Raw genomic sequence first — 25,223 nt, 5'->3', positions numbered from 1 at the left:
ACGGACGTGCCGGAACGGGCCGGCCGGAGGGCCGGCCCGTGGACCGGTCGGAGCTACCCGCCCTTACTGGAAGGTGATCGGGACGTGCACGTCGTAGTTGCGGTCGCTGCTGTCGAAGTGGTCGGCACGCGTGACGATCGCGCAGTCGACGTCCTGGCCGCAGACGGAGCCGTCGTCGAGGGTGGCCTTGACGTAGATGTTCACGTCGAAGGTGCCGCCGGAGCCGAACTTGGAGCCCCTGGTGCGGGCGCGGCCGGATGTGATCCTGATGATGACCAAGGGGTTGGAATCGGTCGGCGGCATCGACGGGCTGGTCGACATTCCGGGGATCGGCCAGACGCCGGCGGGGATGAACCGGCGGGTCGTGGACCTGGAGGACGGGGTGTTGCTGGGGTTCGGGCCGCGGACGCCGTTGGTGATCGACATCCTGGTCGACCGCCTTCATCGGGCCTGAGGTCAACTTCCGGGCGGCGCAGGGGAGTTGAGTTGAGGGCGGCGGCATCTGGCGGCCCTGAGACTCCCTCGGCTACCGTCGCCCCCTCGCGCAGGCGCCGGTCCCGGCCTTCGCGGCCTCGGGCGCGGCGTCGGACGCGGACGCCGTCGTGGTCGGCCATGGCCTGGCGGGACTGGTCGCCACGGCCGAACTGGCGGCGGCGGGACGCAAGGTGCTGCTGCTGGACCAGGAGCCGGAGGCCGGTCTGGGCGGGCAGGCGTTCTGGTCCTTCGGCGGGCTGTTCTTCGTCGACTCCGGGGAACAGCGGGTGATGGGCATCAAGGGCTCGCACGACCTCGCCCGGCAGGACTGGCTGGGCACGGCCGGCTTCGACCGCGGGATCTCCGACCCGTCGGGGCAGGACCGCTGGGCCTACCAGTGGGCGGAGGCGTATGTGGATTTCGCCTCCGAGGAGAAGCGGGCCTGGCTCGCCCGGCTCGGCATGGGCAGTGGTTCCCGATCGTCGGCTGGGCCGAGCGCGGCGGCGGGCTCGCGGACGGGCACGGCAACTCGGTGCCGCGCTTCCATGTCACCTGGGGCACCGGGCCGGCCGTGGTCGAGCCGTTCGAGAAGAAGGTGCGGGCGGCCGTGGCGGACGGGCTGGTGACCTTCAGGTTCCGCCACCGGGTGGACGAGTTGATCGTCACGGGCGGTGCCGTCACCGGCGTACGCGGAGCCGTCCCGGAGCCCAGCGACGCGGCCCGCGGCAAGCCCAGCTCCCACCGTCGTCGGCGACTTCGACGGGGTGGCGAGCCGGGCGGGCCGGAGCGCGGGCCCTTTGATCGCCGTACGCCTCAACATCCTCACCCGCAAGACCCTCGGCGGCCTCCAGACCGACCTCTCCGGCCGGGTCCTGGACGCCTCCGGCACGCCGATCTCCGGGCTGTACGCCGCCGGAGAGGTCGCCGGCTTCGGCGGTGGCGGCGTGCACGGCTGCCGCTCCGGCCCCTAGAGGCACCTTCCTCGGCGGTTGCCTGTTCTCCGGCAGCGCGGCGGGGCGGGCGGCGGCAGCGGCGACGGCGACCTGAGAGCTTACGGGTCGACCACACCGGGGCGTTCCGACCAGAAGGCGGGAGCCACCAGCCGCCACACGACCATGAGGAGTACGCCCGTGGCGGTGATGCCGATGCCGATGACGAGTGGGGGACCGAGTCCGAACCACGAGTCGCCGCTGTAGGAGTTGGCGGGGTCGGACATGTCGATGACCGATTCCACCAGCAGCCATGCCAGCAGCCCGGCGCCGACGAGCGGGCCGAGACCGATGAGAACGAAGTGGTGGACGCTGCTGGTGAGTTGGCGCCGGTAGTACACGGCGCAGGCGACTCCGGTGAGCGCGTAGTAGAACGCGATCAGCAGCGAGAGCGCGGTGAGCGAGTCGAACAGCGCGTTGGCGCTGATCTCGTTGACGGCGAGATACCAGGCGATGGCGATGGCGGCGACCCACCACGTGCTCACGTCCGGGGTGCGGAAGCGCGGGTGGACGCGGGCGAAACGCGCGGGCAGCGCACGACGGCGCGCCATCGACAGCGCTGTGCGGGACGCCGGGATGATCGTCGTCTGTGTCGACGCGAGCGCGGACGTCGAGACCGAGAGCAGGACCACCCAGTCCCAGCCGCCCATCACCTCGCCGGCGAGCAGGGCGAAGACGAACTCCTCCTCCGCCGCGTTCTCGGCCAGGTAGGCGGTTCCGGCATAGGCGACCACCGCGAAGCCCACCGCCACATAGGTCACCAGCAGAATGACCGTCGACCACACGGCCGCCCTGCCGGGAGCGGTGGCGGAGTCCTCGACCTCCTCGGTGAGATTGACGGCCGACTCCCAGCCCCAGTAGATGAACACGCCGAGCAGCAGGGCCCCGGTCAGGGACGCCCCGCCGGCTCCGAAGGGGTCCAGCCAGCCGATCGACGGTTCGACGGAGCCGAGCGTGCCGGTGTCGGCGTAGACCCGGTACAGCGCCACCACGGCGAAGGCGAGCAGACAGACGACCTGGGCGATGATCAGGACGTTCTGCACCTTCGCCGACACCTCGGTGCCGATGACACACACGGCCGTCATCAGCAGGATGACCAGCGCCGTGAGCAGCCGGCGTACCGCGTCGTTCTCGGCCCAGCTGTCGAGGCCGAAGGCGAGCAGGGCGAAGGTCACGGCGATGTCCGCCAGCGATCCGACGACCAGCACCCCGGTCATCGTGATGGCCCAGCCGCCGAGCCACCCGGCCCACGGCCCCATGGCCCGGGTGACCCAGGAGAAGGTGGTGCCGCAGTCCTGGTCGGCCTTGTTGAGGTAGGAGAAGGCCGAGGCGATCAGCAGCATGGGCACGAACGACGCCAGCATCACGCCGGGCGCGTAGATCCCCACCAGCGCCACGACCGGGCCGATGACCGCCGCGACCGAGTACGCCGGGGAGGTGGAGTTGAGCCCGATGACGAGCGCGTCGACGAACCCGATCGCATCGGGCTTCAAGCCGGCGGACCGCGGTGGGCCCGGATCCGCGACGTCCTTGGCCATGTTCCCTCACTCCCCGAACTCCCGTCGTACGTCGACCCATGGAACAGGGAGTGAGAGAAAATATGAGTCATTGATGGCTTTCAGCGGTCATATGTCGCCTCCGAGACGAGGGCGGCCAGGTCCTCGGCGGTGCGCGGACCGGCCGCCGACTCGGTCAACAGGCCGTGCGAGCACAGGAGTCGGGCCGCCGCCACCCCCCACGGCAGCCGCAGGCCGGCCTGGTGCAGGAGATCGGTGCGGGCCAGCATCGCGGGCGCCGGACCGGTACGTGCACCGGACGGGGTGAGCAGCGCCGCGTCGTCCGCCCAGCGCAGAGCCAGGTCGACGTCGTGGGTGGCCATGACCACCGTGGTGCCCCTCGCACGCAACCCGTCGAGGGTGGCGAGCAGACGCTCCTGTCCGTCCGGGTCGAGACCGGCGGTCGGTTCGTCCAGGATCAGCACACGCGGCCGCATCGCGACGGCCCCCGCGATGGCCGTCCGCTTGCGCTGCCCGTACGACAGCAGGTGCGTCGGCCGGTCGGCCAGCGCGGTGATGTCCAGGGCGGCGAGCGCCTCGTCGACCCGCGCGCGCACCTCGACATCGGGCAGACCGAGGTTCAGCGGGCCGAACGAGACGTCCTGGGCGACGGACGCGGCGAAGAGCTGGTCGTCGGGGTCCTGCACCACCAACTGCACGGTCGTACGCAGCCGGGTCAGCCCCTTGCGGTCGTACGTGACCGGCACGCCCTCCACCGTCAACCGCCCGTCGTGCGGGCGCAGTCCGCCGCTGAGCAGCCGCATCAGCGTGGTCTTGCCGCTGCCGTTGCGGCCGAGCAGCGCCAGCGCGCGCCCCTCGCGGACGTCGAAGTCGAGGTCGCTGAGGACGACGGGGCCGTCCTCGTAGGCGTAGGACGCGCCCCGCAGGGCGACCAGTGCGGTGGGCTCGCTCATGGCAGGGCCCTTTCCAGTACGAGGGTGACGGCGGCCAGCGCTGCGAGGAGTGCGCAACTCGCGGCCGTGAAGCGGACGGAGACCCGGGCCTCGGGCACCAGGACGCGCAGGGTGCCGTCGTAGCCGCGCCCGGCAAGCCCGGCCTGGAGCCGGGTGGCCCGGTCGAAGGCCCGTACGAACGCGGTGGCCCCGAGCCCGGCCAGGGAACGCCACTCCGCGGCCCGGCCGGCATGCCCGAGCCGGGCCGCCTGGGCCTCCCGGATCCGGCGCATCGAGTCCAGCAGCAGGAAGCTCATGCGATACGTCACCAGGGCGACGTCGACGACGGGCGCGGGCACCCCGGCCTTCACCAGGCGGGGCAGCAGGTCGGACATCGGGGTGGTGAAGGCGAACAGCAGTACCCCGAGCGAGGCGGCCGAGGTCCGCAGCAGCAGCTCACCGGCGCGCAGCGGACCGTCGTCGGCGAGGGACACGAAGCCCTCCGGCCCGCTGACCTGGACGAGCAACGTGACCGCGCCGGTCACGCAGAAGCCCAACGGCACACGGTAGGCACGCCACAGTCGGCGGCCAGGCACGCCCGCCGGCCCCAGCAGCACCACGAGAGACGTCAGGAGCACCAGGGCCGCGCCCGGCCAGGGCGGCAGTGAGATCGCGAGCACGGTGAGACCGAGCCCGAGCACGGCCTTGTCCACGGGGTGACGGCGGCGCCAGCGACTGCTGTGCGCCGCCGCGTCGATCGGCAGCACGCGGGCTCAGTCCTGTTCTGCGGGGGACTTCCCCGAGGTGCCGCTGGGCACGCTCTCGGTCTCCGGCTCCCGTTCCAGCGCCCGCTGCTCACCCTGCCGCCGCCCCCGCCGCAGGCCGAAGTAGTAGGCGAGGACACCGGAGCCGAGGGCCGCCTGGAGGGAGAACAGGCCCGACTCGATCTCACCGGACGGCGGCTCGTACAGCGGCGAGAACCACGGCTTGTAGTCCGGCTCGATCTCGCTGATCGCGGACTCCGCCTCGCCGTCGGCGCCCGTGAACGGCTGCTCCTTGTGGTCGCCGAGGCCGAGGGCCAGCGGCAGCACGGCGAGGGCGGCCACGACGAGCAGCAGCAACAGGTTGATCTTCGTGTTCCTGCTCATCGGCCCACCGCCTCGGTCTCGGTCTCGGTCCCGGACTGCTTCTTGGTGAGGAGCACGCCCAGCCGGGTCAGTTCCCCCTTGCTGGACTGCACCAGCAGCCGCATCACGAGCACCGTGAGCAGGCCCTCGCTCACCGCGAGGGGGATCTGGGTGACGGCGAAGATGGAGCCGAACTTGCCGAGCGCGCCCAGGAATCCGCTGCTCGGGTCGGGGAAGGCGAGCGCGAGCTGGACGCTGGTGACGCAGTAGGTGGACAGGTCGGCGACGAACGCCCCGAAGAACACCGCCACCATCAGCGGTACGCCGTACCGCCGCAGCAGTTTGTAGAGGGCGTATCCGGCCCAGGGCCCGACGATCGCCATCGAGAAGACGTTGGCGCCGAGCGTGGTCAGGCCGCCGTGCGCGAGCAGCAGCGCCTGGAAGAGCAGAGTGATGGTGCCCAGGACCGCCATGATCGGCGGCCGGAACAGGATGGCGCCGAGGCCGGTGCCGGTGGGATGCGAGCAGCTGCCGGTCACCGAGGGCAGCTTCAGCGCGGACAGGACGAACGTGAAGGCTCCGGACGCGCCGAGGAGCAGTGTGCTCTCGGGGTGCTCCCTGACCTCACGGGTGAGTGACTTGACTCCGTGGACGACGAATGGCGCGGACGCGACGCCCCAGGCGACCGCGTGCGCCGGAGGTAGGAAACCCTCGGCTATGTGCATGGCTCAGCAGACCCTCTCCAGCACCTCGTGGATGGTTGACGCGCCTTGGCCGGTCTCCTGGCTGACGGGTACCACCGCCCGTGCTCCGCCTTCCCGGGTCCCGAAGGACCCAGTGGCTGCCCGTGAGGGCCGGAGCCGGACTTCCCGATTCACAGTGGCGAGGGCCGCACCGGCATCACACCGGATTTCCCGTTCACCAAGGCGTGGTGACAGTAGTGCCCGTACAGGGTGGCTGACAAGCGCGCCTCGGGGGCGCGAAAGTGGCGTTCGCCTGATGGGACATGAGGATTCTCCTCGCCCGGGGCGACCTGACACGCAGGGCGAATGTGGGGCTCATCGGCGCGCTGGGCGCGACGTGGGCGGTCGGCCGCGAGGGCGGCGACGCCTCGGGGTCCGGCGGTTCGTCGGGGAGCGGGGCAGCGGACGAGAGCGTTCTCGTGGGGTCCTCCGTCCAGGACGCGCAGGACGTGGTGTCGCCGCACACGGCGACGACGGCCTGGGACCAGAACGACGCGGTCCTCCTGACGAACCCGGACGGGACGCTGCGGCTCAGGACCGCCTGCACCTCGGCGGAGATCGAGCAGTTCTACGCCACCGACGTCGCCACCGCCCACAACGACATCCGGGCCACGTTCCTCTTCATCACCTGGCCCGACGGCGTCGTCGGTGAGATCTACTGGGGCGAGCCGCCGTGGGCGCCGGCCTTCGACGTCATGCAGCCCAAGACGCTCACCCACCTGCTGGTCGCGTACGAGAACGCCTGGCGATCCGGCGACGTGGACGTGCGGCTGGCCCTCATCGAGGACCAGACCTGCAGCGTCGTACGCGTGGCCCGCACATCCGGCACCCGTCGCAGCCGCTACGTCGCCCGGACCAAGGACGAACCGCGGGCCGCCTGGACGCCCGTCGGTGTCGGCGAGCTGAGCTACTCGCTGGAAACGGAGCTCTGACGCGGCGCCGAGCGCCGGACTCAGGCCATCCTGGGGCAAAGCCACGTCGACACGACGATGTCGGTCTACACTCACGCTGCCCTCGCCGACGAAACCGATGTCGATCATTGATGTCACCGAGCCGTGGCGGCCGGCTCTCTGACCCGGAGAGGACAGGGCCTGGTATGAAGATCCTCATCAGCGCCGACATGGAGGGCGCCACCGGCGTGACCTGGCCGGCCGACGTGCTGCCCGGGACGCCGCAGTGGGAGCGGTGCCGGGGGATGTTCACCTCGGACGTCAATGCCGCGGTGCTGGGCTTCTTCGACGGCGGTGCCTACGAGGTCGTCATCAACGAGGCGCACTGGACCATGCGCAACCTCCTGCTGGAGCGGCTCGACGAGCGGGCGGAGATGCTCACCGGCCGGCACAAGGCGCTGTCCATGGTCGAGGGCGTGCAGCACGGCGACGTCGACGGCATCGCCTTCGTCGGCTACCACGCGGGCGCCGGTATGGAGGGCGTCCTCGCACACACCTACCTCGCCAACTCCATCACCGGGGTGTGGCTGAACGACGTACGGGCGAGCGAGGGGCTGCTGAACGCGCACGTCGTCGCCGAGTACGGCGTGCCCGTCGTGCTCGTCACCGGCGACGACGTGGCCTGCGAGGACGCGCTCGGATACGCGCCCGGGGCGTTGAAGGTCGCCGTCAAGGACCACGTCTCACGGTACGCGGCCGTGTGCCGTACGCCGGCCAGGACCGCCGCGGACATCCGGGCCGCCGCCAAGGAGGCGGCCGCGCTGGCGGTCCGTCAGGAGCCGGTGAGCGGCGGCCCCTTCACCGTCGCCGTCGAGTTCGACGCCGAGCATCTCGCCATGGCCGCCACCGTCGTCCCCGGTGTCGAACGGATCGGGGAGCGGAAGGTGGCGTACACCAGCGAGCGGATGTACGAGTCGATCCGTACCTTCAAGGCAGTGACCACGATCGTCTCGGCCGCGGTGGAGGAGCAGTATGGCTGACGGGCAGGCACTGGACGAGGTCGTGACGTTCACCTCCGACCTCATCCGCATCGACACGACCAACCGGGGCGGCGGCGACTGCCAGGAGCGGCCCGCCGCCGAGTACGCCGCCGCGCGGCTGGCCGAGGCGGGCCTGGAGCCCACCCTGCTGGAGCGCACGAGCGGCCGTACGAACGTCGTCGCCCGCGTCGAGGGCACCGACCCCTCGGCGGACGCGCTGCTCGTCCACGGCCACCTGGACGTGGTGCCCGCGCAGGCCGCCGAGTGGAGCGTGCACCCCTTCTCCGGGGAGATCCGCGACGGGGTCGTCTGGGGCCGGGGCGCGGTCGACATGAAGAACATGGACGCGATGGTCCTCGCGGTCGTCCGGGGCTGGGCGCGGGAAGGCGTGCGGCCCCGGCGGGATGTCGTGATCGCGTTCACCGCCGACGAGGAGGCGAGCGCCGAGGACGGCTCCGGATTTCTCGCCGACCGGCATGCGGGGCTCTTCGAGGGCTGCACCGAGGGCATCAGCGAGGCCGGTGCCTTCACCTTCCACGACGGTGGCGGGCGGCAGATCTATCCCATCGCGGCCGGGGAGCGCGGCACCGGCTGGGTCAAGCTCACGGCACGCGGGCGGGCCGCGCACGGCTCCAGGCCCAACCGGGAGAACGCGGTCACCCGCCTCGCCGCCGCCGTCACCCGGATCGGCGCCCACGAGTGGCCGCTGCGGCTGACCCCGACGGTCCGTGCCGCCCTCACCGAACTCGCCGCGCTGTACGGCCTGGAGGCCGACCTGGACGACGTGGACGGCCTGCTGGAGAAGCTCGGCCCGGCGGCCGGGCTCGTCGAGGCGACCGTCCGCAACAGCGCCAACCCGACGATGCTGGAAGCCGGTTACAAGGTCAACGTCATCCCGGGCGAGGCCGTGGCCTACGTCGACGGCCGCTGTCTGCCCGGCATGGAGGACGAGTTCGACGCCACCCTCGACGAACTCACCGGGCCCCACGTGGAGTGGGAGTTCCACCATCGCGAGGTGGCGCTCCAGTCGCCGGTGGACTCGCCGACGTACGCCAGGATGCGCGCCGCCGTCGAGGAGTTCGCGCCCGAGGGGCACGTCGTGCCGTACTGCATGCCCGGCGGCACGGACGCCAAGCAGTTCTCCCGGCTCGGCATCACCGGCTACGGCTTCTCCCCGCTGAAGCTGCCGGACGGCTACGACTACGGGGCCATGTTCCACGGCGTCGACGAGCGGGTGCCGGTGGAGGCGCTGCATTTCGGCGTCCGTGTCCTCGACCGGTTTCTGCGGACGGCTTAGGGGAGTTGAGACAGACAGTGCGGACGCTGGCGTATGGTTCCTGGCCCTCGCCCATCGACGCGGCCCTCGCCGCCACACACGACGGGCATCCCGAGTACGTGGGCTTCGTCGGCGACGAGGCGTGGTGGACCGAGGCTCGGCCCGCGGAAGGCGGGCGGCGCACACTCGTGCGGCGGTGGGCCGACGGCCGGGAGGAGTCGGTGCTGCCCGCTCCGTGGAACGTGCGCAGCCGGGTCGTCGAGTACGGCGGACAGCCCTGGGCGGGGATGCTGGTCGACGGCCGGCCGCTCGTCGTCTTCGTCAACTTCGCCGATCAGCGGCTCTACCGGTACGAGGAGGGCGGCGAGCCGCGTCCGCTCACTCCCGTGTCCGCCGTGGGCGGTGGACTGCGCTGGGTGGAACCGCAGGTGCGGCTCGAACTCGGTGAAGTGTGGTGCGTAATGGAGGAATTCACGGGAGACGGGCCCACCGATGTGCGACGCGTCCTGGCGGCTGTCCCGCTGGACGGCTCGGCGGCCCAGCACCGGGACGCCGTACGCGAACTCACCGACGACCGGCACCGGTTCGTCACCGGGCCGCGGATCTCGCCCGACGGGCGGCACGCGGCGTGGCTCGTCTGGGACCATCCGCGGATGCCGTGGGACGGTACGGAGCTGCTGGTCGCGGAGGTCGGCGCCGACGGCACGCTCGGCGGCCCGCGGGCCGTCGCCGGGGGCCCGCAGGAGTCCATCGCGCAGGTGGACTGGTCGCAGGACGGCCGGTTGCTGTACGCGAGCGACCGCAGCGGCTGGTGGAACCTCTACCGCGACGGCGAACCCCTGTGCCCGCGCGAGGAGGAGTTCGGCGGGCCGCTGTGGAAGCCGGGCCTGCGCTGGTTCGCCCCGCTGGCCGGCGCACTGATCGCCGTCGTGCACGGCCGCGGGTCGACCGCCCTCGGGATCCTCGACCCGGAGACCGGCGAGATCGTCGACGCGGCGGGCCCCTGGACGGAGTTCGAGCCCACCCTCGCGGTACACGGCGAGAGGGTCGTCGCCGTCGGCGCCAGCCCCCGCAGCGCGCACGAGGTGATCGAGCTCGACACCTGTACGGGCCGGGCCCGGGTCATCGGCGCCGAGCACGACGACGCCGTCGACCCCGCCTACTACCCCGAACCGCAGATCCGCACCTTCACCGGCCCCGCCGGAGACGAGATCCACGCGCACATCTACCCGCCCCACAACCCCGGCTGCGTCGCCCCCGGCGGCACACCGCCGCCGTACGTCGTCTGGGCGCACGGCGGCCCCACCTCACGGGCACCCCTCGTGCTCGACCTGGCCATCGCCTACTTCACCTCGCGCGGCATCGGGGTCGCGGAGGTCAACTACGGCGGCTCCACCGGCTACGGCAGGGCCTACCGCGACCGGCTGCGCGAGCAGTGGGGCGTGGTCGACGTCGAGGACTGCGCGGCCGTCGCGCTCGCCCTCGCCGACGAGGGCACCGCCGACCGCGACCGGCTCGCCATCCGCGGCGGCAGCGCGGGCGGCTGGACCGCGGCCGCGTCGCTCACCACGACCGACGTCTACGCCTGCGGCACGATCCTCTACCCCATCCTCGACCTGGCCGGCTGGGGCGCCGGAGAGACCCACGACCTCGAGTCGCAGTACCTGGAGACCCTGGTCGGACCGCTCGCCGAGGTACCGGCACGCTACGCGGAACGCTCACCCGCCGCGCACGCCGACCGACTCACCGCGCCCTTCCTGCTGCTGCAGGGCCTGGACGACGTCATCTGCCCTCCCTCCCAGTGCGAGCGGTTCCTGGCCCGCCTGGAGGGCCGCCGGGTACCGCACGCCTACATCGCCTTCGAGGGGGAGGGCCACGGATTCCGGCGGGCGGAGACGATGATCCGTGTCCTGGAGGCCGAACTCTCCCTGTACGCCCAGGTCTTCGGGCTGAACCCGCCCGGGATCCCGAAGCTGGAGCTCGCCAAGTGAAGGCGCCCGTACGGCCACTCGTACGGCCGTCCCGACTCGCTCCCGGCGCCCGCGTGGCCGTCGTCGCCCCCAGCGGGCCCGTGCCCGAGGAGCGGCTGCAGGCCGGGCTCGACGTGCTGCGCGGCTGGGACCTCGACCCGGTGGTGGCGTCCCATGTGCTGGACCGGCACGGCGAGTTCGACTATCTGGCGGGCACGGACGCCGACCGGGCCGCCGACCTGCGGGCCGCCTGGTGCGATCCGTCCGTGGACGCGGTGCTGTGCGCCCGGGGCGGGTACGGAGTGCAGCGGATGATCGACCTGCTCGACTGGGAGGCGATGCGGGCGGCCGGACCGAAGGTGTTCGTCGGCTTCAGCGACATCACCGTGCTGCACGAGGCGTTCGCCGCTCGGCTGGGTCTGGCCACGCTCTACGGGCCGATGGCGGCGGGCGTCGACTTCATCAAGAACGCGCGGGCGCAGGAGCATCTGAAGGCCACCCTGTTCGCGCCGGAGTCGGTCCGCACGATCACCTCCACCGGCGGCTCCGCGCTGGTCCCCGGCCGGGCGCGCGGCGTCACGCTCGGCGGCTGCCTCTGCCTGCTCGCCGCCGAGGCGGGCACCCCGCATGCCAGGACCTCCGCACGCGGCGGCCTGCTGTGCCTGGAGGACGTGGGCGAGGAGACGTACCGGCTCGACCGCTACCTCACCCAACTCCTGCGCGCCGGCCTGTTCGACGGCGTGCGCGGGGTGCTGCTCGGGTCGTGGCAGGAGTGCGAGCCGTACGAGCGGGTGCGTGCGCTGCTCCTGGACCGACTGGGTGGCCTCGGTGTGCCCGTTGTGGAGGAGTTCGGGTTCGGGCACGGTGAAGGGGCGCTGACGATTCCCTTCGGGGTGGGCGCCGAACTCGACGCCGACGCGGGGACCTTGACCCTCGACGAGCCCGCCCTCACCTGACCCACCTCCACTGAATCTCCGTCAAGAAACCTCCGTCACGGCGATTGACCTCGTCTGACACGTGTCACACCATGACAACCGGCCAGTACTTACTGGTCGGTAAGCAGGGCTGTTACCCAGCGTGCCTCAGTGTGGAGGTCCTTGTGTCCCGTCGGTTGCCCAGATTCCGAGCCCCACTCGCCCTCGTCCTCGGCGCCACGCTCACCGCACCCCTCGCGCTCACGGCTCCGGCCGCCGCCGCGACCGGCCAGTTCACCGTCACCGCCCTGAAGTTCACCGTCCAGGCAGGCGGCCGCACCTGCACCGTCGACGCCGACCTGTACCGGCCCGCGGGCGTGGACCGCGCCCACCTCGCGCCCGCCGTCCTCGCCACCAACGGCTTCGGCGGCAGCAAGTCCGACGGCTCGACCGACGCCATCGGCAAGGCCTTCGCCCAGCGCGGGTACGTCTCCCTCGTCTACTCGGGGCTCGGCTTCGGCAGGTCCGGCTGCCTGATCTCGCTCGACGACCCCACCATCGACGGTGTCGCCGCCGCACGGCTGGTCGACTTCCTGGGCGGCACACGCGCCGCCGACGACGGCACGAAGGCCGACTTCGTCACCCTCGACGCCCCCGGCGACCCGCGCGTCGGCATGGTGGGCGGCTCCTACGGCGGGGCCATCCAGCTGGCCACGGCCGCGGTCGACCAGCGCCTCGACGCCCTGGTGCCGATGATCACCTGGAACGACCTGGCCTACTCCCTCGACCCGAACAACGCCGTCGGCAGCGGCAGCGTGCCCGGCGCCTTCAAATGGCAGTGGGCCAACGGCTTCTACCTCATCGGCGAGGGCCAGCCCCTGCTGGAACCGAACCTCGACCCCTCCCGCATCAACTCCCTGGCCTGCCTGCACTTCGTCACCAAGGCCTGCGACACCGTCCGCACCCTCAACTCCGGCCGTTACCCGGCGAAGCAGACCGCCGAACTGCTCGCCTACGCGCGCAGTGTCTCGCCGGTGTCGTACCTGAACCGCGTCAAGGCACCCACCCTCCTCGTCCAGGGCCAGGCCGACAGCCTCTTCAACCTCAACGAGGCGACAGCGACGTACAAGACGCTCAAGGGCCAGGGGACCGCGACGAAGATGATCTGGCAGTCCTGGGGGCACAGCGGCGGCATCAGCGACCCGGCCGCCGGTGAACTCAACCTCGGCCAGGGCAACCTGGAGACCAGCTACGTCGGCCGCCGCATCCTCGCCTGGTTCGACCGCTACCTGGGGAAGAAGAACGTCGACACCGGGCCGGCCTTCGCCTATTACCGCGACTGGATCACCGACCCCAACGGTACGTACGCCACCGCCGACCGCGTCCCCGCGCTCAGCCGGACCCTCTACCTCTCCGGCGACGGCAAGCTCGTCGACAACCGAGGCAAGGTCGCGCGCGGCAGCCGTACGTACACCAACTGGCTCGTCTCCACGAGCCATTCGGAGAGCTCGCTGTACGGGGTCCTCGGGCTGCCGGACCCGGCGCCGTACGACACCCCGGGCACCTACCTCGGCTGGACCAGCGAGCCGCTCGCGCGCACCACCGACGTCGTCGGCGCCCCCCGGGCCACGCTGAAGGTCGTCTCCCCGAAGGCCGAGCGGGCCCAGCACTCGCAGGACGCCGCCGACAAGCTCGTCCTGTTCGCCAAGCTGTACGACGTCGCGCCCGACGGCAAGCAGACGCTGGTGCACCGGCTGGTCGCACCGGTCCGCGTGCCCGACGTCACGAAGAGCTTCACCGTGACCCTGCCGGGGATCGTGCACCGGTACGAGAAGGGGCACCGGCTGCGGTTCGTGATCGCCGCGAGTGACGACGCGTACTTCGGGAACCGGGGGATCAAGCAGGTGACGGTGGTCAGCGCGCCCGGGGAGACGGGGGTGCTCCGGCTGCCGGTCGTCGGCTGAGGGCACTGCCGGCCGCTCACCGTGCGTGAGCGCGCGCTCGGGAGCATTCTTGTCATATGACCGCGAAGTCTTCGAAGATCGGCGGGAGGGGCGGCGGGCGGTGGGGTGGCCTGCGCGAGGCGCTGACCCCCGCCAGGGTCGCCGTGCTGGTGCTCGTCGCCCTCGCGCTGATCTTCATCTTCGAGAACACCCGCGACACCGAGATCCGGCTGCTGATTCCCGAGGTGACGATGCCGCTGTGGCTGGCGCTGCTCGGCACGGGCGTCATCGGGGCGCTGTGCGGTGCGCTCTTCATGGGCCGGCGTCGTTAGGGCGCAGTCGTAGGCTGGCGGAATGCCTCATCCCGCGTCCCGTTATCTCGCCGAAGGCCCTCGCGTGGGCATACGCCACTTCACCTACCAGGACGGTGGTGAGTTCACCGCGCGTGTCCGGGAGAGCAAGGAACTGCATCAGCCGTGGCTCTTCCCGCCGGACAGCGCCGCCGCGTACGCCGCCTACGCGGGGCGGCTGATCGAGGATCCGACCAAGGCGGGGTTCCTGGTCTGCGCGAAGGACGACGGCGGCGGGATCGCCGGGTTCATCAACATCAACAACATCGTCGCGGGCGCCTTCCAGAGCGGGGCCCTCGGTTACGGCGCCTTCGCCCACGCGGCCGGGCGGGGCCTGATGCGGGAGGGCCTGGACCTGGTGGTGGGCCACGCCTTCGGGCCGATGCGGCTGCACCGGCTGGAGATCAACGTCCAGCCCGCCAACACCGCCTCGATCGCCCTCGCCCGCGCCTGCGGCTTCCGCCTGGAGGGCTTCTCGCCGAGCATGCTCTTCATCGACGGGGCCTGGCGCGACCATCAGCGGTGGGCCGTCACCGCCGAGATGCGCGCTCGACGTCGATCCTGATCGCGTGCCGAGCTCGCCGGCCTGAAGACTCCGGACGGCCTCAGCTACGACGCCGATCCCTGACGGTCCACGTACTCGTAGATCGCCCCGTCCGGATGCATGGCGATCAGATTGCGGCCCACCGGCGTCGGCACCGGACCCGCGATGATGTGCGCGCCCAGCTCGCTGAGCACCCGGTGGGCCTCGTCGACGTCCTTGACGGCGATCGTGGCCGCGACCTTGCGCAGCACCTCCAGCTCGGCCTCGGGGCCGCTCATCAGCAGGAAGCAGCCGATCGCGGCCACCTGCACGCCACCGCGTTCGAAGCGGAGGGCTGTGCCGCCCGCGAGGCGCTCGTAGAAGGGGACTGCCCTCTCCAGGTCGTCGACGCATACGCGCAGCGTGGTTCCCAGAATCTCCATGCGGACGAGCCTAGTTGGGGGCGCTCGCAGAGGGAGATCGTTTCACGCGATCCCCTCACTCCGGCGGTGGCTCACGCGCCGGTACCGGAGCGTGACCGAGCGCGTTACCCGTACGCGCGTACGGGTACTCGGCGGCCATGAACCGCTTGGATCATCTTGAGCACCTGGACAAGGAACTGGTCGACGAGCTGGCGCAGGTGGCGCGCGAGACCGTGCGGGACGAACTGCGCGAGCAGACGCGCCGGCAACGCCGCCGGGCCATGCTGTACGCCGGCTCCGGCGCCGTCGCCCTGTACGCGGGCGCCGCCCTCGCGCTCGCCCTGGGGCTGGGCCTCGCCACCGGGCTGCCGGACTGGGCCGCCGCGCTGATCACCGCGGTCATTCTCGGCGCCGTGGCGTATGTGCTGCGGAGCGCGGCACGCCCGTCGGCGTCCCGGCCGACACCGGAGCACGAGGCCGAGCCGGCCGCCGCCCATGGACGCACCGTCGGCGGCACGGCCCCGGCCGCCCCGCCGGGCGGCCTCGGTCTGCCGTACCCGCCGATGCCGCCCGGCCCGCCCGGGACGGGAGTGTCCGGCGCGGTGACGCCGGACATGCCCGACGCGCGGACGCCGCATCCGGACGACATCGACCCCGAGCAGCCGCACCACCGGGCGTGATGCGCGTGCGCGGGCCGTGGGAGACCGCCCTGCCGGGACGTGGCAGGGCCGTCGTGGTGACGGGGGCCAGCGGCGGCGTCGGCCGGGCCGCGGCCCTCGCCTTCGCCGCGCGGGGCGACTGGGTCGCCCTGCTGGCCCGGGGGGCGTGAGGGCCTCGCCGGGGCGGCGGACGAGGTGCAGCGGGCCGGTGGTGAGGCCCTGGTCGTGAGCGTGGACATGGCCGACGCGAAGGCCGTCGACGACGCGGCGCAGAAGGTCGTCGACGCTCCCCCACTGCCTTAAGGGCGTGGGGGACCCCCATGGGCGCATCGACGTCTGGGTCAACAACGCCTTCGCCGGCATCTACGCGCCGTTCACCGAGATCACCCCGGACGAGTTCCGGCGGGTGACCGAAGTGACGTACCTGGGCTATGTGTTCGGCACCCGGGCCGCCCTGCACCACATGGCAGTGGGGGAGAGTCACTGCGGTGCGAGCTGCTGCGCGAGGGCAGCCGGGTGCGTACGACGATGGTGCAGCTGCCGGCTGTCAGCACCCCGCAGTTCGACTGGGTGTTGAACCGACTCCCGGGGCGGGCCCGGCCGGTGGCGCCGGTGTACCAGCCCGAGGTCGCCGCACGGGCGATCGTGCATGCGGCCGGCCACGGACGGCGGCGGGAGTACTGGGTGGGGGGCTCCACGGTCGCGACACTGGTGGCCAACGCGGTCGTTCCCGGCCTGCTGGACCGCTATCTGGCGAAGACCGGTTTCGAGGCACAGCAGGACGAGGGCGAACAGCCGGGTCCGGGGAACCTGTGGACACCGGCGGACGGGGCGCGGGGACGTGACTTCGGGGCGCACGGGCGTTTCGACGACGAGTCCCATCGGGGCAGCTCACAGGAGTGGCTCTCGCGGAATCGCGGCCGGATGGGACAGGCACTCACGCTCGGCGCCGGTGTGCTCGCGGCACGACGGCTGAGCCGCCTGGTTCGCCGATAGGGGCTCTGTCGGGCCTGGCCTAGGCGACCCGGTACTCCTGCACATCCTCCGCCCTAAGCGTCAGCCCGTGACCGATACCCTGCGTCGGGGTCACCGTGCCGCCCCTCGGGTCCAGGGCGCCGTCGAAGAACATGTCCTCGATGCGGACGTGGTCGTGGAACCACTCGATGTGGCGGAGGTTGGGGATCGCGGCGCACGCGGCGGCGTGGGCGTGCGGTGCGCAGTGGGCCGAGACCTGCAGGCCGTGGGCCTGGGCCAGGGCGGCGGCGCGCAGGAACTCGGTCAGGCCGCCGCAGCGGGTCGCGTCGATCTGGAGGCAGTCGACCGCGCCCGCGGCGATCATGCGGGCGAAGTACGGGAGGTCGTAGCCGTATTCGCCGGCCGTGATGTCGCACGGCAAGGCGTCGCGGATCAGGCGCAGGCCCGTCAGGTCGTCCGAGGACACCGGCTCCTCGAACCAGCCGACGCCGTGCTCGGCGAGGGCCCGGCCCACGCGGACCGCCTGCTTTCGGGTGTAGGCGCCGTTGGCGTCGACGTACAACTCGGCCTCGGCGCCGATCACTTGGCGGGCCGCTTCGACGCGGGAGAGGTCGCGCAGGACCGCGCGGCCCCAGTCCTCGCCGATCTTGATCTTCACCCGCGGGATCTGCTGGCCGTGCACCCAGCCGTTCAACTGCGCGGCCAGATGCGTGTCGTGGTACGTGGTGAAGCCTCCGCTGCCGTAGACCGGGACGTCTTCCCGGCAGATGCCCAGCAGCCGGGCCAGGGGCAGTTCGAGGAGGCGGGCCTTGAGGTCCCACAGGGCGATGTCCAGCGCGGAGATCGCGCAGGCGGCGACGCCCGGGCGGCCCGCGTTGCGGATCGCGCGGGACATCGCCTCGTGCGCGGCGGGGATGTCCAGGGCGTTGCGTCCCTCGACCAGGGGCGCGAGATGGTCGCGCAGGAAGTCGCCGACCGCCGCCGGGCCGTACGTCCAGCCGGTGCCGGTCGCGTCCCCCGCCGTCACCTCGGCGATCACCACGGTCGTGGAGTTCCAGGCCAGCGTGCCGTCCGCCTCGGGGGCGTCGGTGGGCACCGTGTACACGGAGACGACAGGGAGACGGAGTTTCATCGCGTGGGCCCGCCCCTCGTCACCGCTGCAGCTGCGGCAGCACCTTCGTACGGTAGAAGTCGAAGAAGCCGCGCTGGTCGGGGCCGATCTGGCTGACGTAGACCCGGTCGAAGCCCGCGTCGGCGAAGGCGTTCAGCTCGGACAGGTGCTCGTCGACGTCGTCCCCGCACACCGTGTTCTCGCTCACCATCTGCTCGGTGACCAGCGGTTCCAGCTGCTCGAAATGGCGCGGCGAGGGCAGGATCTGGGCCATCTCGCCGGGCAGCAGCTGGTTCGACCACATTCGCCGTACGGTCCGTACGGCCTCGTCGCGGTCGGTGCCGTAGCAGACCTTCGTGCCGCCCATGACCGGCTTGCCGTGCCCACCGCCCTTGCGGAACTGGGTCACCAGCTCCTCGTCCGGCATCATCGTGATGAAGCCGTCGCCGACCCGGGCCGCCAGTGACGTCGCCGCCGGGCCGAAGCCGGAGATGTCGATCTGGACCGGCTCGTCGGGGACCGTGTAGAGGCGGGCGTTCTCCACCCGGTAGTGGCTGCCGTAGTGGCTGACCTCCTCGCCGGTGAACAGCCGGCGCATGATCTGGATCGCCTCCTCCAGCATCTCCAGGCGCACGCTCGCGGGCGGCCAGACATGGCCGAGGATGTGCTCGTTCAGGGCCTCGCCGGAGCCGACGCCGAGCCGGAAGCGGCCGTTCGTCATGACCGCGGAGGTCGCCGCCGCCTGCGCCACCACCGCCGGGTGGATCCGCACGGTCGGGCAGGTCACGGCCGTCTCGATCGGCAGCGACACCGCCTCCGAGATCGCGCCGATCACCGACCACACGAACGGGCTCTCGCCCTGTGCGTCGTTCCACGGGTGGTAGTGGTCCGAGATCCACAGCGACTGGAATCCGGCCTGTTCCGCCATCCTCGCCTGCTCGACGAGTTCGGCGGGACGGAACTCCTCGCACGCCAGGAAGTAGCCGTACTCGGGCATGGGGACACCTCCGGGACTGCCGCGTCGAGTGTGCGGCGGGGACGGGTCGCCGTCCGGGTACCCGGCGGCCCGGCGGGAAACCGGGCCGGCCGGGACGGCGTGCCGGAGACCGGCCCCGGCCGGAGGCGACGTTTGGGGGCCTTGACCAGGGGGACGCGGAAGGCTCCCGAGGTACGCCACAGCCCCGGAGGCCAACCGTGAGTCGACCCCGCATAGTGATCGTCGGCGCCGGATTCGCCGGGTACCGGGCAGCCCGCACCCTGTCCCGGCTCACCCGGCACCAAGCCGACATCACCCTGCTGAACCCGACCGACTACTTCCTGTACCTGCCCCTGCTGCCCCAGGTCGCCGCCGGCATCCTGGAACCGCGCCGGGTGACCGTCTCGCTCTCCGGCACCCTGCCGCACGTCCGGCTCGTGCTGGGCGAGGCCGAGGCCATCGACCTCGACGGGCGCACTGTCCACTACACCGGTCCCGAGGGCGACGGCGGGACGCTGACCTTCGACCGGCTGATCCTCGCCGCGGGCAGCGTCAACAAGCTGCTGCCCATCCCCGGCGTCGCCGAGCACGCGCACGGCTTCCGCGGCCTGCCCGAGGCGCTGTATCTGCGGGACCACGTGACCCGGCAGGTGGAACTGGCGGCCGCCGCCGACGACCCCGAGAACTGCTCGGCGCGGTGCACCTTCGTGGTGGTGGGCGCCGGATACACCGGTACGGAGGTCGCCGCGCAGGGCAAGCTGTTCACCGACGCCCAGGTACGCAAACACCCCCTGCGGGCAGGTATACGGCCCCGTTGGCTGCTGCTCGACATCGCCGACCGCGTCCTGCCCGAGCTGGACGAGCGGCTGTCGCGCACCGCCGACCGGGTGCTGCGGCAGCGGGGCGTGGAGGTGCGGATGGGCACCTCCGTGAAGGAGGCCACACACGGCGGAGTGCTGCTGACCGACGGCGAGGTCGTCGACACGCGCACGCTGGTGTGGTGCGTCGGCGTACGGCCCGATCCGCTCGCCGAGTCCCTCGGGCTGCCCCTGGAACGGGGCCGCCTCCTCGTCGACCCGCACCTCCAAGTGCCGGGCCGGCCCGAGGTGTTCGCCGCCGGGGACGGGGCCGCCGTGCCCGACCTGGAGAAGCCCGGCGCGTACACGCCGATGACCGCCCAGCACGCCTGGCGGCAGGGCAAGGCCGTGGCCCACAACGTCGCCGCGTCCCTCGGCATCGGCGAGCGGCGCGCCTACCGCCACCGTGACATGGGCTTCGTCGTGGACCTGGGCGGCGTCAAGGCGGCCGCCAACCCGCTCGGCGTCCACCTGTCCGGCGTGGCGGCGGGCGCGGTCACCCGCGGCTACCACCTCGCCGCGATGCCCGGCAACCGCATCCGCGTCGCCGCCGACTGGCTCCTGGACGCCGTACTGCCGCGCCAGGCCGTCCAGTTGGGCCTCGTACGGGCCTGGTCGGTACCGCTGGACACCGCGTCGCCGGAGGTGGCTCGGGTGCCGGGGCGGGCGGAGCAGGAGGGGGCGGGGGGAGCGGGGGGTCGGGCTGGGGGTGAGCCTGCGAAGGGGGCGGGGGCAGGGACCGCCACGCAGGGCTTCGAATCGCCGAACCCCGCAGATCACCCCAATGCAGCCGAGGCCCAGAACAGCAAGCGCTTCGGCGCGCCCCTTTCCGTCCGGCGCCCCGATGCCGTCAAGGGGGGCGGGGCTTCGGGTTCGGGTGGCCGCGCCGGCAACCCCGAGAAGTCCGAACCCCCCGACCCTGTCCAGGACCCCGACGCCGCCAAGCACGCCGAACCCCCTGGCCCCGTGAAGCGGCCCGACCCCCCACCGGGCGGCGAACCCCACCCCGGCACCCCCGCGCCCGGCACCCCATCCACCCACAAGCCCCACCCCGACACCCCCACAGCCCCCGAACCGCCCGAACCCCTGAACCCCGCTCCCACAACCCCTCCGAAGGAGCCTCATGAACACCGCTGAACTCGTCGAGCTCGCCCAGCAGTTGCGGGTGGACAGTGTGCGGGCCTCAGCTGCGGCCGGGTCGGGGCATCCGACGTCGTCGATGTCTGCCGCCGATCTGACGGCCGTACTCCTCGCGAACCACCTCCGCTATGACTTCGACCGGCCCGCCCACCCCGGCAACGACCGCTTCGTCCTGTCCAAGGGACACGCCTCGCCCCTGCTGTACTCGGCGTACAAGGCGGCGGGCGCCATAGAGGACGGCGAACTGCTCACCTTCCGCAAGATCGGCAGCCGTCTCGAAGGGCACCCCACGCCGCGCCGGCTGCCGTGGCTGGAGACGGCCACCGGATCGCTCGGGCAGGGGCTGCCGATCGGGGTCGGGATCGCGCTGGCCGGGAAGCGGCTCGACCGGGCCGGGTACCGGGTGTGGGTGCTGTGCGGTGACAGTGAGCTCGCCGAGGGGTCCGTGTGGGAGGCCGCCGAGCACGCGGCGTACGAGCATCTGGACAACCTCACCGCGATCGTCGACGTGAACCGGCTCGGCCAGCGCGGCCCGACCCGGCACGGCCATGATCTCGACGCCTACGCCCGCCGCTTCCAGGCCTTCGGCTGGCACACCATCGAGGTGGACGGGCACGACGTGGACGCCATCGACCGGGCGTACGGGGAGGCGCGGTCCACCAGCGGGCAGCCCACCGTCGTCCTCGCCCGCACGCTCAAGGGCAAGGGCGTCCAGTCCGTCCAGGACCGTGAAGGACTGCACGGGAAGCCGCTGCCGGACGCCGACGAGGCGATCGCCGAGCTCGGCGGCCCCCGCGACATCCAGGTGCGCGTCCACGAACCGCCCGCCGCCCGCATGCTGCACGCCGTCCCGGCCGGGCACCTCGAACTGCCCCGCTGGGAGAAGGGGGAGGAGGTCGCCACACGGAACGCCTACGGCGAGGCGCTCGCCGCCCTCGGCGCCGGCCGCGGTGACGTCGTCGCCCTCGACGGCGAGGTCAGCGACTCCACCCGCGCCGAGTTCTTCGCCAAGGCACACCCCGACCGCTTCTTCGAGTGCTACATCGCCGAGCAGCAGTTGGTCGCCGCCGCGGTGGGGCTCTCGACGCGCGGCTGGGTGCCGTACGCCTCCACCTTCGCCGCCTTCCTGACCCGCGCCCACGACTTCGTGCGCATGGCGTCGGTCAGCGGCGTCGGCATCAACCTCGTCGGCTCGCACGCCGGCGTCGCGATCGGGCAGGACGGGCCGAGCCAGATGGGCCTGGAGGACCTGGCGATGATGCGCGCCGTGCACGGCTCGACCGTGCTGTACCCGTGCGACGCCAACCAGACCGCCCAGCTCGTCGCCGCCATGGCCGGACTGGAAGGCGTCCGCTATCTGCGCACCTCCCGCGGCGCCGGCCCGGTCATCTACGGCCCCGACGAGGAGTTCCCCGTCGGCGGCAGCAAGGTGCTGCGGTCCAGCCCCTACGACCGGCTGACCGTCGTCGCCGCCGGCACCACCGTGCACGAGGCCCTCGCCGCCGCCGACGCCCTGGACCGTGAGGGCATCCAGGTCAGGGTCGTCGACCTCTACTCCGTCAAACCCGTCGACCGGGCCACCCTGCGCCAGGCCGCCGAGGACACCGGCTGCCTGCTGACGGTGGAGGACCACCACGAGGAGGGCGGCATCGGCGACGCCGTCCTCGACGCCTTCCTCGACGGGCGCCCCGTGCCGCGCCTGGTGCGCCTCGCCGTCCGCGTGATGCCGGGCTCGGCGTCCCCGGACGAGCAGCTGCACGCGGCCGGCATCGACGCCGCGTCCATCGCCGCCGCGGGCAAGCTGCTGGTGGAGGAGGCCGTCGTACGATGACCGGCGACGACGCCACGAGGAAGGTGCGGGCCGGTCGCCGTACCGTCGAGGTCCAGCGCGTCGACAAGGTCCTGTTCCCCGGTGGCGGCGGCGCCAAGGAGTACACCAAGGGCGACCTCGTCGACTACTACCGGTCCGTCGCCGCGTTCATGCTGCCGCATCTGCGCGGCCGCCCCTTGATGCTGGAGCGGCTTCCCGACGGCGTCGACGGGCCGAGGTTCATGCAGAAGAACACCCCGGAGAACTACCCGGAGTGGATCACGCGGGTCGAGGTGCCCAAAGAGGACGGCACCGTCTGTCACACGGTCTGCGACGACACCGCGAGCCTCGTCTTCCTCACCGACCAGGCCTGCCTCACCCTGCACCGCTGGCTCTCCCGCACCGACCGCCTCGACCGGCCCGACCGGCTGGTCTTCGACCTCGACCCGGGCCAGGACTCCTTCGCGCAGGTCAGGGAGGCGGCCGGGCTGCTCGGTGAGCTGCTCGACGAGTTGGGGCTGCCCTCGGCGCCGATGACCACCGGCTCGCGCGGACTGCACATCGTCGTACCGCTGAACGGGCACCACGACTTCGACGAGGTCCGGGAATTCGCCAAGGACGTCGCCGGCCTGCTCGAGTCGGCCCACCCGGACCGGCTCACCACCGCCGCCCGCAAGAAGGACCGCGGCGACCGCCTCTACCTCGACGTGCAGCGCAACGGCTACGCCCAGACCGCCGTCGTCCCCTACACCGTCCGCGCCCGGCCCGGCGCACCCGTCGCCACGCCCCTGACCTGGGCCGAGCTGGACGACCCCGACCTGGACGCCCGTCGCTGGAGCATCGCCGACGCCGTGGAGCACGCCCGCACCAACCCGTGGTCCGGGCTGCTGGACCGGGGCCGCGCCCTCGCACCGGCCCGGCGCCGGCTCGACGCACTGCGGGGTTGAAGAAGCCGCCCCAGGGGGTTTGGCCCGCGCCTTCCTGGCCACTCGGCGCAGGAGGCGCCCATGAATGATTCACAGAACACACCCAAGTCATCCAGACGGCAGACGGGCGGGGCGGACGAGCGACCGACCCCGATGGAGGTCCTGCGCCAGGCACGGACCCAGCTCGCCGAACTCACCGGCATGAACGCGGAGACCGTGTCGTCCTTCGAGCAGACGGAGGACGGCTGGACGCTCGAGATCGAGGTCCTGGAACTGGTCCGCGTCCCCGACACGATGAGTCTCATGGCGAGCTACCAGGTAGATCTCGACCCCGAGGGACAGCTCACCGGGTATCGGCGCGTGCGCCGCTACGAACGTGGCCGTTCCGACGCACACAGGCCAGGCGGTCGGTAGGCCGCCCGCCCACGCCCAGCACACCGTGATGAGACAAGGAGGAACGGTCGGCATGACCGTTGTCCCGGCACAGCAGACCGGCGGCGGAGGCGGCAGCAGCGGCCTCTACGACGTACTGGAGCTCGTCCTCGACAGGGGGCTGGTGATCGACGCTTTCGTGCGAGTCTCCCTGGTCGGCATTGAAATACTGAAGATCGACATCCGTGTCGTCGTCGCCAGCGTCGACACCTATCTCCGCTTCGCCGAGGCGTGCAACCGGCTCGACCTGGAGGCCGGGCCGCGCAAGTCGCCGGGCCTGCCCGACATGGTCGGTGAGATCACCGAGTCCGGCGCGCGCGGCAAGTCCAAGGGGGCATTGTCCGGTGCCGCGGAGACCATCTCCGACGCCTTCAAGCAGGCGCGTGGGGAAGGCGAGGCGGAGCCCAGGCAGCGCACCCGGAAGTCCACCACGACGCGCAGGAAGGAGGAGCAGGAGTGAGTACGTACGTGTACGGCATCACCGCGAGGTCGCATCCCGACCTTCCGAAGGACCTGGGCGGTGTCGGCGACCCGCCGCGCCCCGTGCGCGTCCTGAAGGAGGGTGCGCTCGCCGCCCTGGTCAGCGACGCCCCCGAAGAGCTGCGCCCCAAGCGCAAGGAACTGCTCGCCCACTCGAACGTGCTCGCCGAGGCGGGCGCGGCCGGCTGCGTTCTGCCCATGCGGTTCGGCAGTGTCGCCCCCGACGACCACACGGTCACCGGGGTGCTCGCCGAACGTGAGGAGCACTACAAGGAACGCCTGCGGGCCCTCGACGGCAAGGTCGAGTACAACGTGAAGGCCACGCACGCCGAGGAGGCCGTGCTGCACCGCGTCCTGGCCGAGAACCCGGAGATCCGGGCCATGACGCAGGCCAACCGGCAGTCCGGCGGCGGAACCTACGAGGAGCGGCTCCGGCTCGGCGAGATGGTGGCCGCCGCGGTCAAGGCCCAGGAGGCCGAGGACGCGACCGATGTCCAGCACACGCTGCAACCGGTGGCGGACGCGGTCAGCGTGGGTCCCGAGTCCACCGGCTGGCTCGCCAACGTGTCGTTCCTGGTCGCCCGGGACTCGGCCGAGACGTTCATGACCGCCGTCGAGCAGCTCCGCAAGGGCCATCCGCACCTCGACCTGCGCGTCAACGGCCCGCTGCCGCCGTACAGCTTCGTCGAGCCCGGCCCCGCCGAGCCCGCGGACAGCATGTCCGGCGGCGAAACGGCGAAGGAGTGA

26 protein-coding genes, 2 pseudogenes and 1 riboswitch are annotated in these 25,223 nt (G+C 72.0%); of the genes and pseudogenes, 19 read left to right on the top strand and 9 right to left on the bottom strand.

The genetic code is table 11. The features are described 5' to 3' along the window. Positions 1-63: 63 nt before the first annotated feature. Positions 64-204: a hypothetical protein gene (locus QQM39_RS05935; RefSeq protein WP_302003950.1), complete on the bottom strand. Its 141-nt coding sequence runs from the start codon at positions 202-204 to the stop codon at positions 64-66. A 34-nt stretch (positions 205-238) separates the two neighbouring features. Between QQM39_RS05935 and QQM39_RS05930 the strand changes: the two are divergent. The 3 genes and pseudogenes from QQM39_RS05930 to QQM39_RS05920 all read left to right on the top strand — a co-directional run. Then, positions 239-454, top strand: a pseudogene (locus QQM39_RS05930) (ABC transporter substrate-binding protein); the annotation flags it as partial. A 148-nt stretch (positions 455-602) separates the two neighbouring features. After that, positions 603-1,100 (top strand): FAD-binding protein, encoded by a 498-nt coding sequence (locus QQM39_RS05925; RefSeq protein ID WP_301995571.1) that lies wholly within the window; start codon positions 603-605, stop codon positions 1,098-1,100. Between the two features lie 45 nt (positions 1,101-1,145). Then, positions 1,146-1,445, top strand: a complete 300-nt coding sequence (locus tag QQM39_RS05920) for an FAD-binding protein (RefSeq protein WP_301995570.1) — start codon at positions 1,146-1,148, stop codon at positions 1,443-1,445. A gap of 80 nt (positions 1,446-1,525) precedes the next feature. On the opposite strand, the gene QQM39_RS05915 is transcribed toward QQM39_RS05920, so the two are convergent. The 5 genes from QQM39_RS05915 to QQM39_RS05895 form a co-directional block, all read right to left on the bottom strand. After that, a complete protein-coding gene (locus QQM39_RS05915; protein ID WP_301995569.1) occupies positions 1,526-3,001 on the bottom strand; it encodes an APC family permease in 1,476 nt (491 codons plus the stop codon). Positions 3,002-3,081: 80 nt separating this feature from the next. Beyond that, entirely contained in the window at positions 3,082-3,933 is an 852-nt protein-coding gene (locus QQM39_RS05910; RefSeq protein WP_301995568.1) for an energy-coupling factor ABC transporter ATP-binding protein, read from the bottom strand. Further along, positions 3,930-4,679, bottom strand: a complete 750-nt coding sequence (gene cbiQ / locus QQM39_RS05905; protein ID WP_301995566.1) for a cobalt ECF transporter T component CbiQ — start codon at positions 4,677-4,679, stop codon at positions 3,930-3,932. The genes QQM39_RS05910 and cbiQ overlap by 4 nt, the downstream gene beginning before the upstream one ends. Before the next feature lie 6 nt (positions 4,680-4,685). Beyond that, on the bottom strand, positions 4,686-5,060 hold the full coding sequence (locus QQM39_RS05900) for an energy-coupling factor ABC transporter substrate-binding protein (protein WP_301995565.1): 375 nt from the start codon (positions 5,058-5,060) through the stop codon (positions 4,686-4,688). Further along, positions 5,057-5,764, bottom strand: a complete 708-nt coding sequence (locus tag QQM39_RS05895; protein ID WP_301995564.1) for an energy-coupling factor ABC transporter permease — start codon at positions 5,762-5,764, stop codon at positions 5,057-5,059. The genes QQM39_RS05900 and QQM39_RS05895 overlap by 4 nt, the downstream gene beginning before the upstream one ends. A 29-nt stretch (positions 5,765-5,793) precedes the next feature. After that, positions 5,794-5,980, bottom strand: a riboswitch (cobalamin riboswitch). Positions 5,981-6,045: 65 nt separating this feature from the next. Between QQM39_RS05895 and QQM39_RS05890 the strand changes: the two genes are divergently transcribed. The 8 genes from QQM39_RS05890 to QQM39_RS05855 all read left to right on the top strand — a co-directional run bounded on the left by QQM39_RS05890 (position 6,046) and on the right by QQM39_RS05855 (position 14,730). Further along, on the top strand, positions 6,046-6,714 hold the full coding sequence (locus QQM39_RS05890) for a hypothetical protein (protein ID WP_301995563.1): 669 nt from the start codon (positions 6,046-6,048) through the stop codon (positions 6,712-6,714). A gap of 164 nt (positions 6,715-6,878) precedes the next feature. Then, positions 6,879-7,712: a M55 family metallopeptidase gene (locus QQM39_RS05885; protein ID WP_301995562.1), complete on the top strand. Its 834-nt coding sequence runs from the start codon at positions 6,879-6,881 to the stop codon at positions 7,710-7,712. Beyond that, positions 7,705-9,009, top strand: coding sequence for a M20/M25/M40 family metallo-hydrolase (locus QQM39_RS05880; RefSeq protein ID WP_301995561.1), 1,305 nt, complete (start codon positions 7,705-7,707; stop codon positions 9,007-9,009). Before QQM39_RS05885 ends, QQM39_RS05880 begins: the two co-directional genes overlap by 8 nt. A 5-nt stretch (positions 9,010-9,014) precedes the next feature. After that, entirely contained in the window at positions 9,015-10,979 is a 1,965-nt protein-coding gene (locus QQM39_RS05875; protein WP_301995560.1) for a prolyl oligopeptidase family serine peptidase, read from the top strand. After that, complete coding sequence (locus QQM39_RS05870; protein ID WP_301995559.1) at positions 10,976-11,914, top strand: LD-carboxypeptidase; 939 nt, start codon at positions 10,976-10,978, stop codon at positions 11,912-11,914. Before QQM39_RS05875 ends, QQM39_RS05870 begins: the two co-directional genes overlap by 4 nt. A gap of 143 nt (positions 11,915-12,057) precedes the next feature. Beyond that, the gene (locus QQM39_RS05865; protein WP_301995558.1) at positions 12,058-13,836 is read left to right on the top strand and encodes a CocE/NonD family hydrolase; all 1,779 of its coding nucleotides are present in this window, start codon (positions 12,058-12,060) and stop codon (positions 13,834-13,836) included. A gap of 56 nt (positions 13,837-13,892) precedes the next feature. Beyond that, positions 13,893-14,147, top strand: a complete 255-nt coding sequence (locus QQM39_RS05860) for a LapA family protein (RefSeq protein ID WP_301995557.1) — start codon at positions 13,893-13,895, stop codon at positions 14,145-14,147. 22 nt (positions 14,148-14,169) lie between these two features. Next, positions 14,170-14,730: a GNAT family N-acetyltransferase gene (locus tag QQM39_RS05855; RefSeq protein WP_301995556.1), complete on the top strand. Its 561-nt coding sequence runs from the start codon at positions 14,170-14,172 to the stop codon at positions 14,728-14,730. Positions 14,731-14,774: 44 nt separating this feature from the next. Here the strand turns inward: QQM39_RS05855 and QQM39_RS05850 are convergent, their stop codons facing one another. Beyond that, a complete protein-coding gene (locus QQM39_RS05850) occupies positions 14,775-15,131 on the bottom strand; it encodes a VOC family protein (RefSeq protein ID WP_301995555.1) in 357 nt (118 codons plus the stop codon). 137 nt (positions 15,132-15,268) lie between these two features. Between QQM39_RS05850 and QQM39_RS05845 the strand changes: the two genes are divergently transcribed. Further along, a complete protein-coding gene (locus QQM39_RS05845; RefSeq protein ID WP_301995554.1) occupies positions 15,269-15,790 on the top strand; it encodes a phage holin family protein in 522 nt (173 codons plus the stop codon). Then, a pseudogene (locus QQM39_RS05840) lies at positions 15,790-16,765 on the top strand (SDR family NAD(P)-dependent oxidoreductase). Before QQM39_RS05845 ends, QQM39_RS05840 begins: the two are co-directional and overlap by 1 nt. Positions 16,766-16,784: 19 nt before the next feature. Here the strand turns inward: QQM39_RS05840 and QQM39_RS05835 are convergent. Further along, positions 16,785-17,876, bottom strand: coding sequence for an enolase C-terminal domain-like protein (locus QQM39_RS05835; protein ID WP_301995553.1), 1,092 nt, complete (start codon positions 17,874-17,876; stop codon positions 16,785-16,787). A 19-nt stretch (positions 17,877-17,895) separates the two neighbouring features. Beyond that, positions 17,896-18,852 carry an LLM class F420-dependent oxidoreductase gene (locus tag QQM39_RS05830; protein ID WP_301995552.1) on the bottom strand — a complete coding sequence of 319 codons (957 nt, stop codon included), beginning with the start codon at positions 18,850-18,852 and terminating at the stop codon, positions 17,896-17,898. 197 nt (positions 18,853-19,049) lie between these two features. Here QQM39_RS05830 and QQM39_RS05825 point away from each other — a divergent pair, with 197 nt between their 5' ends. Genes QQM39_RS05825 through QQM39_RS05800 form a run of 6 tightly spaced genes read left to right on the top strand, consistent with a single transcriptional unit; the run spans position 19,050 to position 25,223 of the window. After that, on the top strand, positions 19,050-20,825 hold the full coding sequence (locus QQM39_RS05825) for an NAD(P)/FAD-dependent oxidoreductase (RefSeq protein ID WP_301995551.1): 1,776 nt from the start codon (positions 19,050-19,052) through the stop codon (positions 20,823-20,825). Next, a complete protein-coding gene (locus tag QQM39_RS05820) occupies positions 20,812-22,659 on the top strand; it encodes a transketolase (RefSeq protein ID WP_301995550.1) in 1,848 nt (615 codons plus the stop codon). Before QQM39_RS05825 ends, QQM39_RS05820 begins: the two co-directional genes overlap by 14 nt. Next, positions 22,656-23,585, top strand: a complete 930-nt coding sequence (ligD, locus tag QQM39_RS05815; protein WP_301995549.1) for a non-homologous end-joining DNA ligase — start codon at positions 22,656-22,658, stop codon at positions 23,583-23,585. Before QQM39_RS05820 ends, ligD begins: the two co-directional genes overlap by 4 nt. Positions 23,586-23,645: 60 nt before the next feature. Beyond that, positions 23,646-23,978: a gas vesicle protein gene (locus tag QQM39_RS05810; RefSeq protein WP_301995548.1), complete on the top strand. Its 333-nt coding sequence runs from the start codon at positions 23,646-23,648 to the stop codon at positions 23,976-23,978. A 52-nt stretch (positions 23,979-24,030) separates the two neighbouring features. Next, positions 24,031-24,456 (top strand): gas vesicle structural protein GvpA, encoded by a 426-nt coding sequence (locus QQM39_RS05805; protein ID WP_301995547.1) that lies wholly within the window; start codon positions 24,031-24,033, stop codon positions 24,454-24,456. Next, positions 24,453-25,223, top strand: a complete 771-nt coding sequence (locus tag QQM39_RS05800) for a GvpL/GvpF family gas vesicle protein (RefSeq protein WP_301995546.1) — start codon at positions 24,453-24,455, stop codon at positions 25,221-25,223. The genes QQM39_RS05805 and QQM39_RS05800 overlap by 4 nt, the downstream gene beginning before the upstream one ends.

This window comes from Streptomyces sp. DT2A-34 (genome assembly GCF_030499515.1).
Lineage (GTDB): Bacteria > Actinomycetota > Actinomycetes > Streptomycetales > Streptomycetaceae > Streptomyces.
The sequence above is the reverse complement of the archived record's forward strand: the minus strand, read 5'-3'. Positions and strand labels throughout refer to the sequence as shown.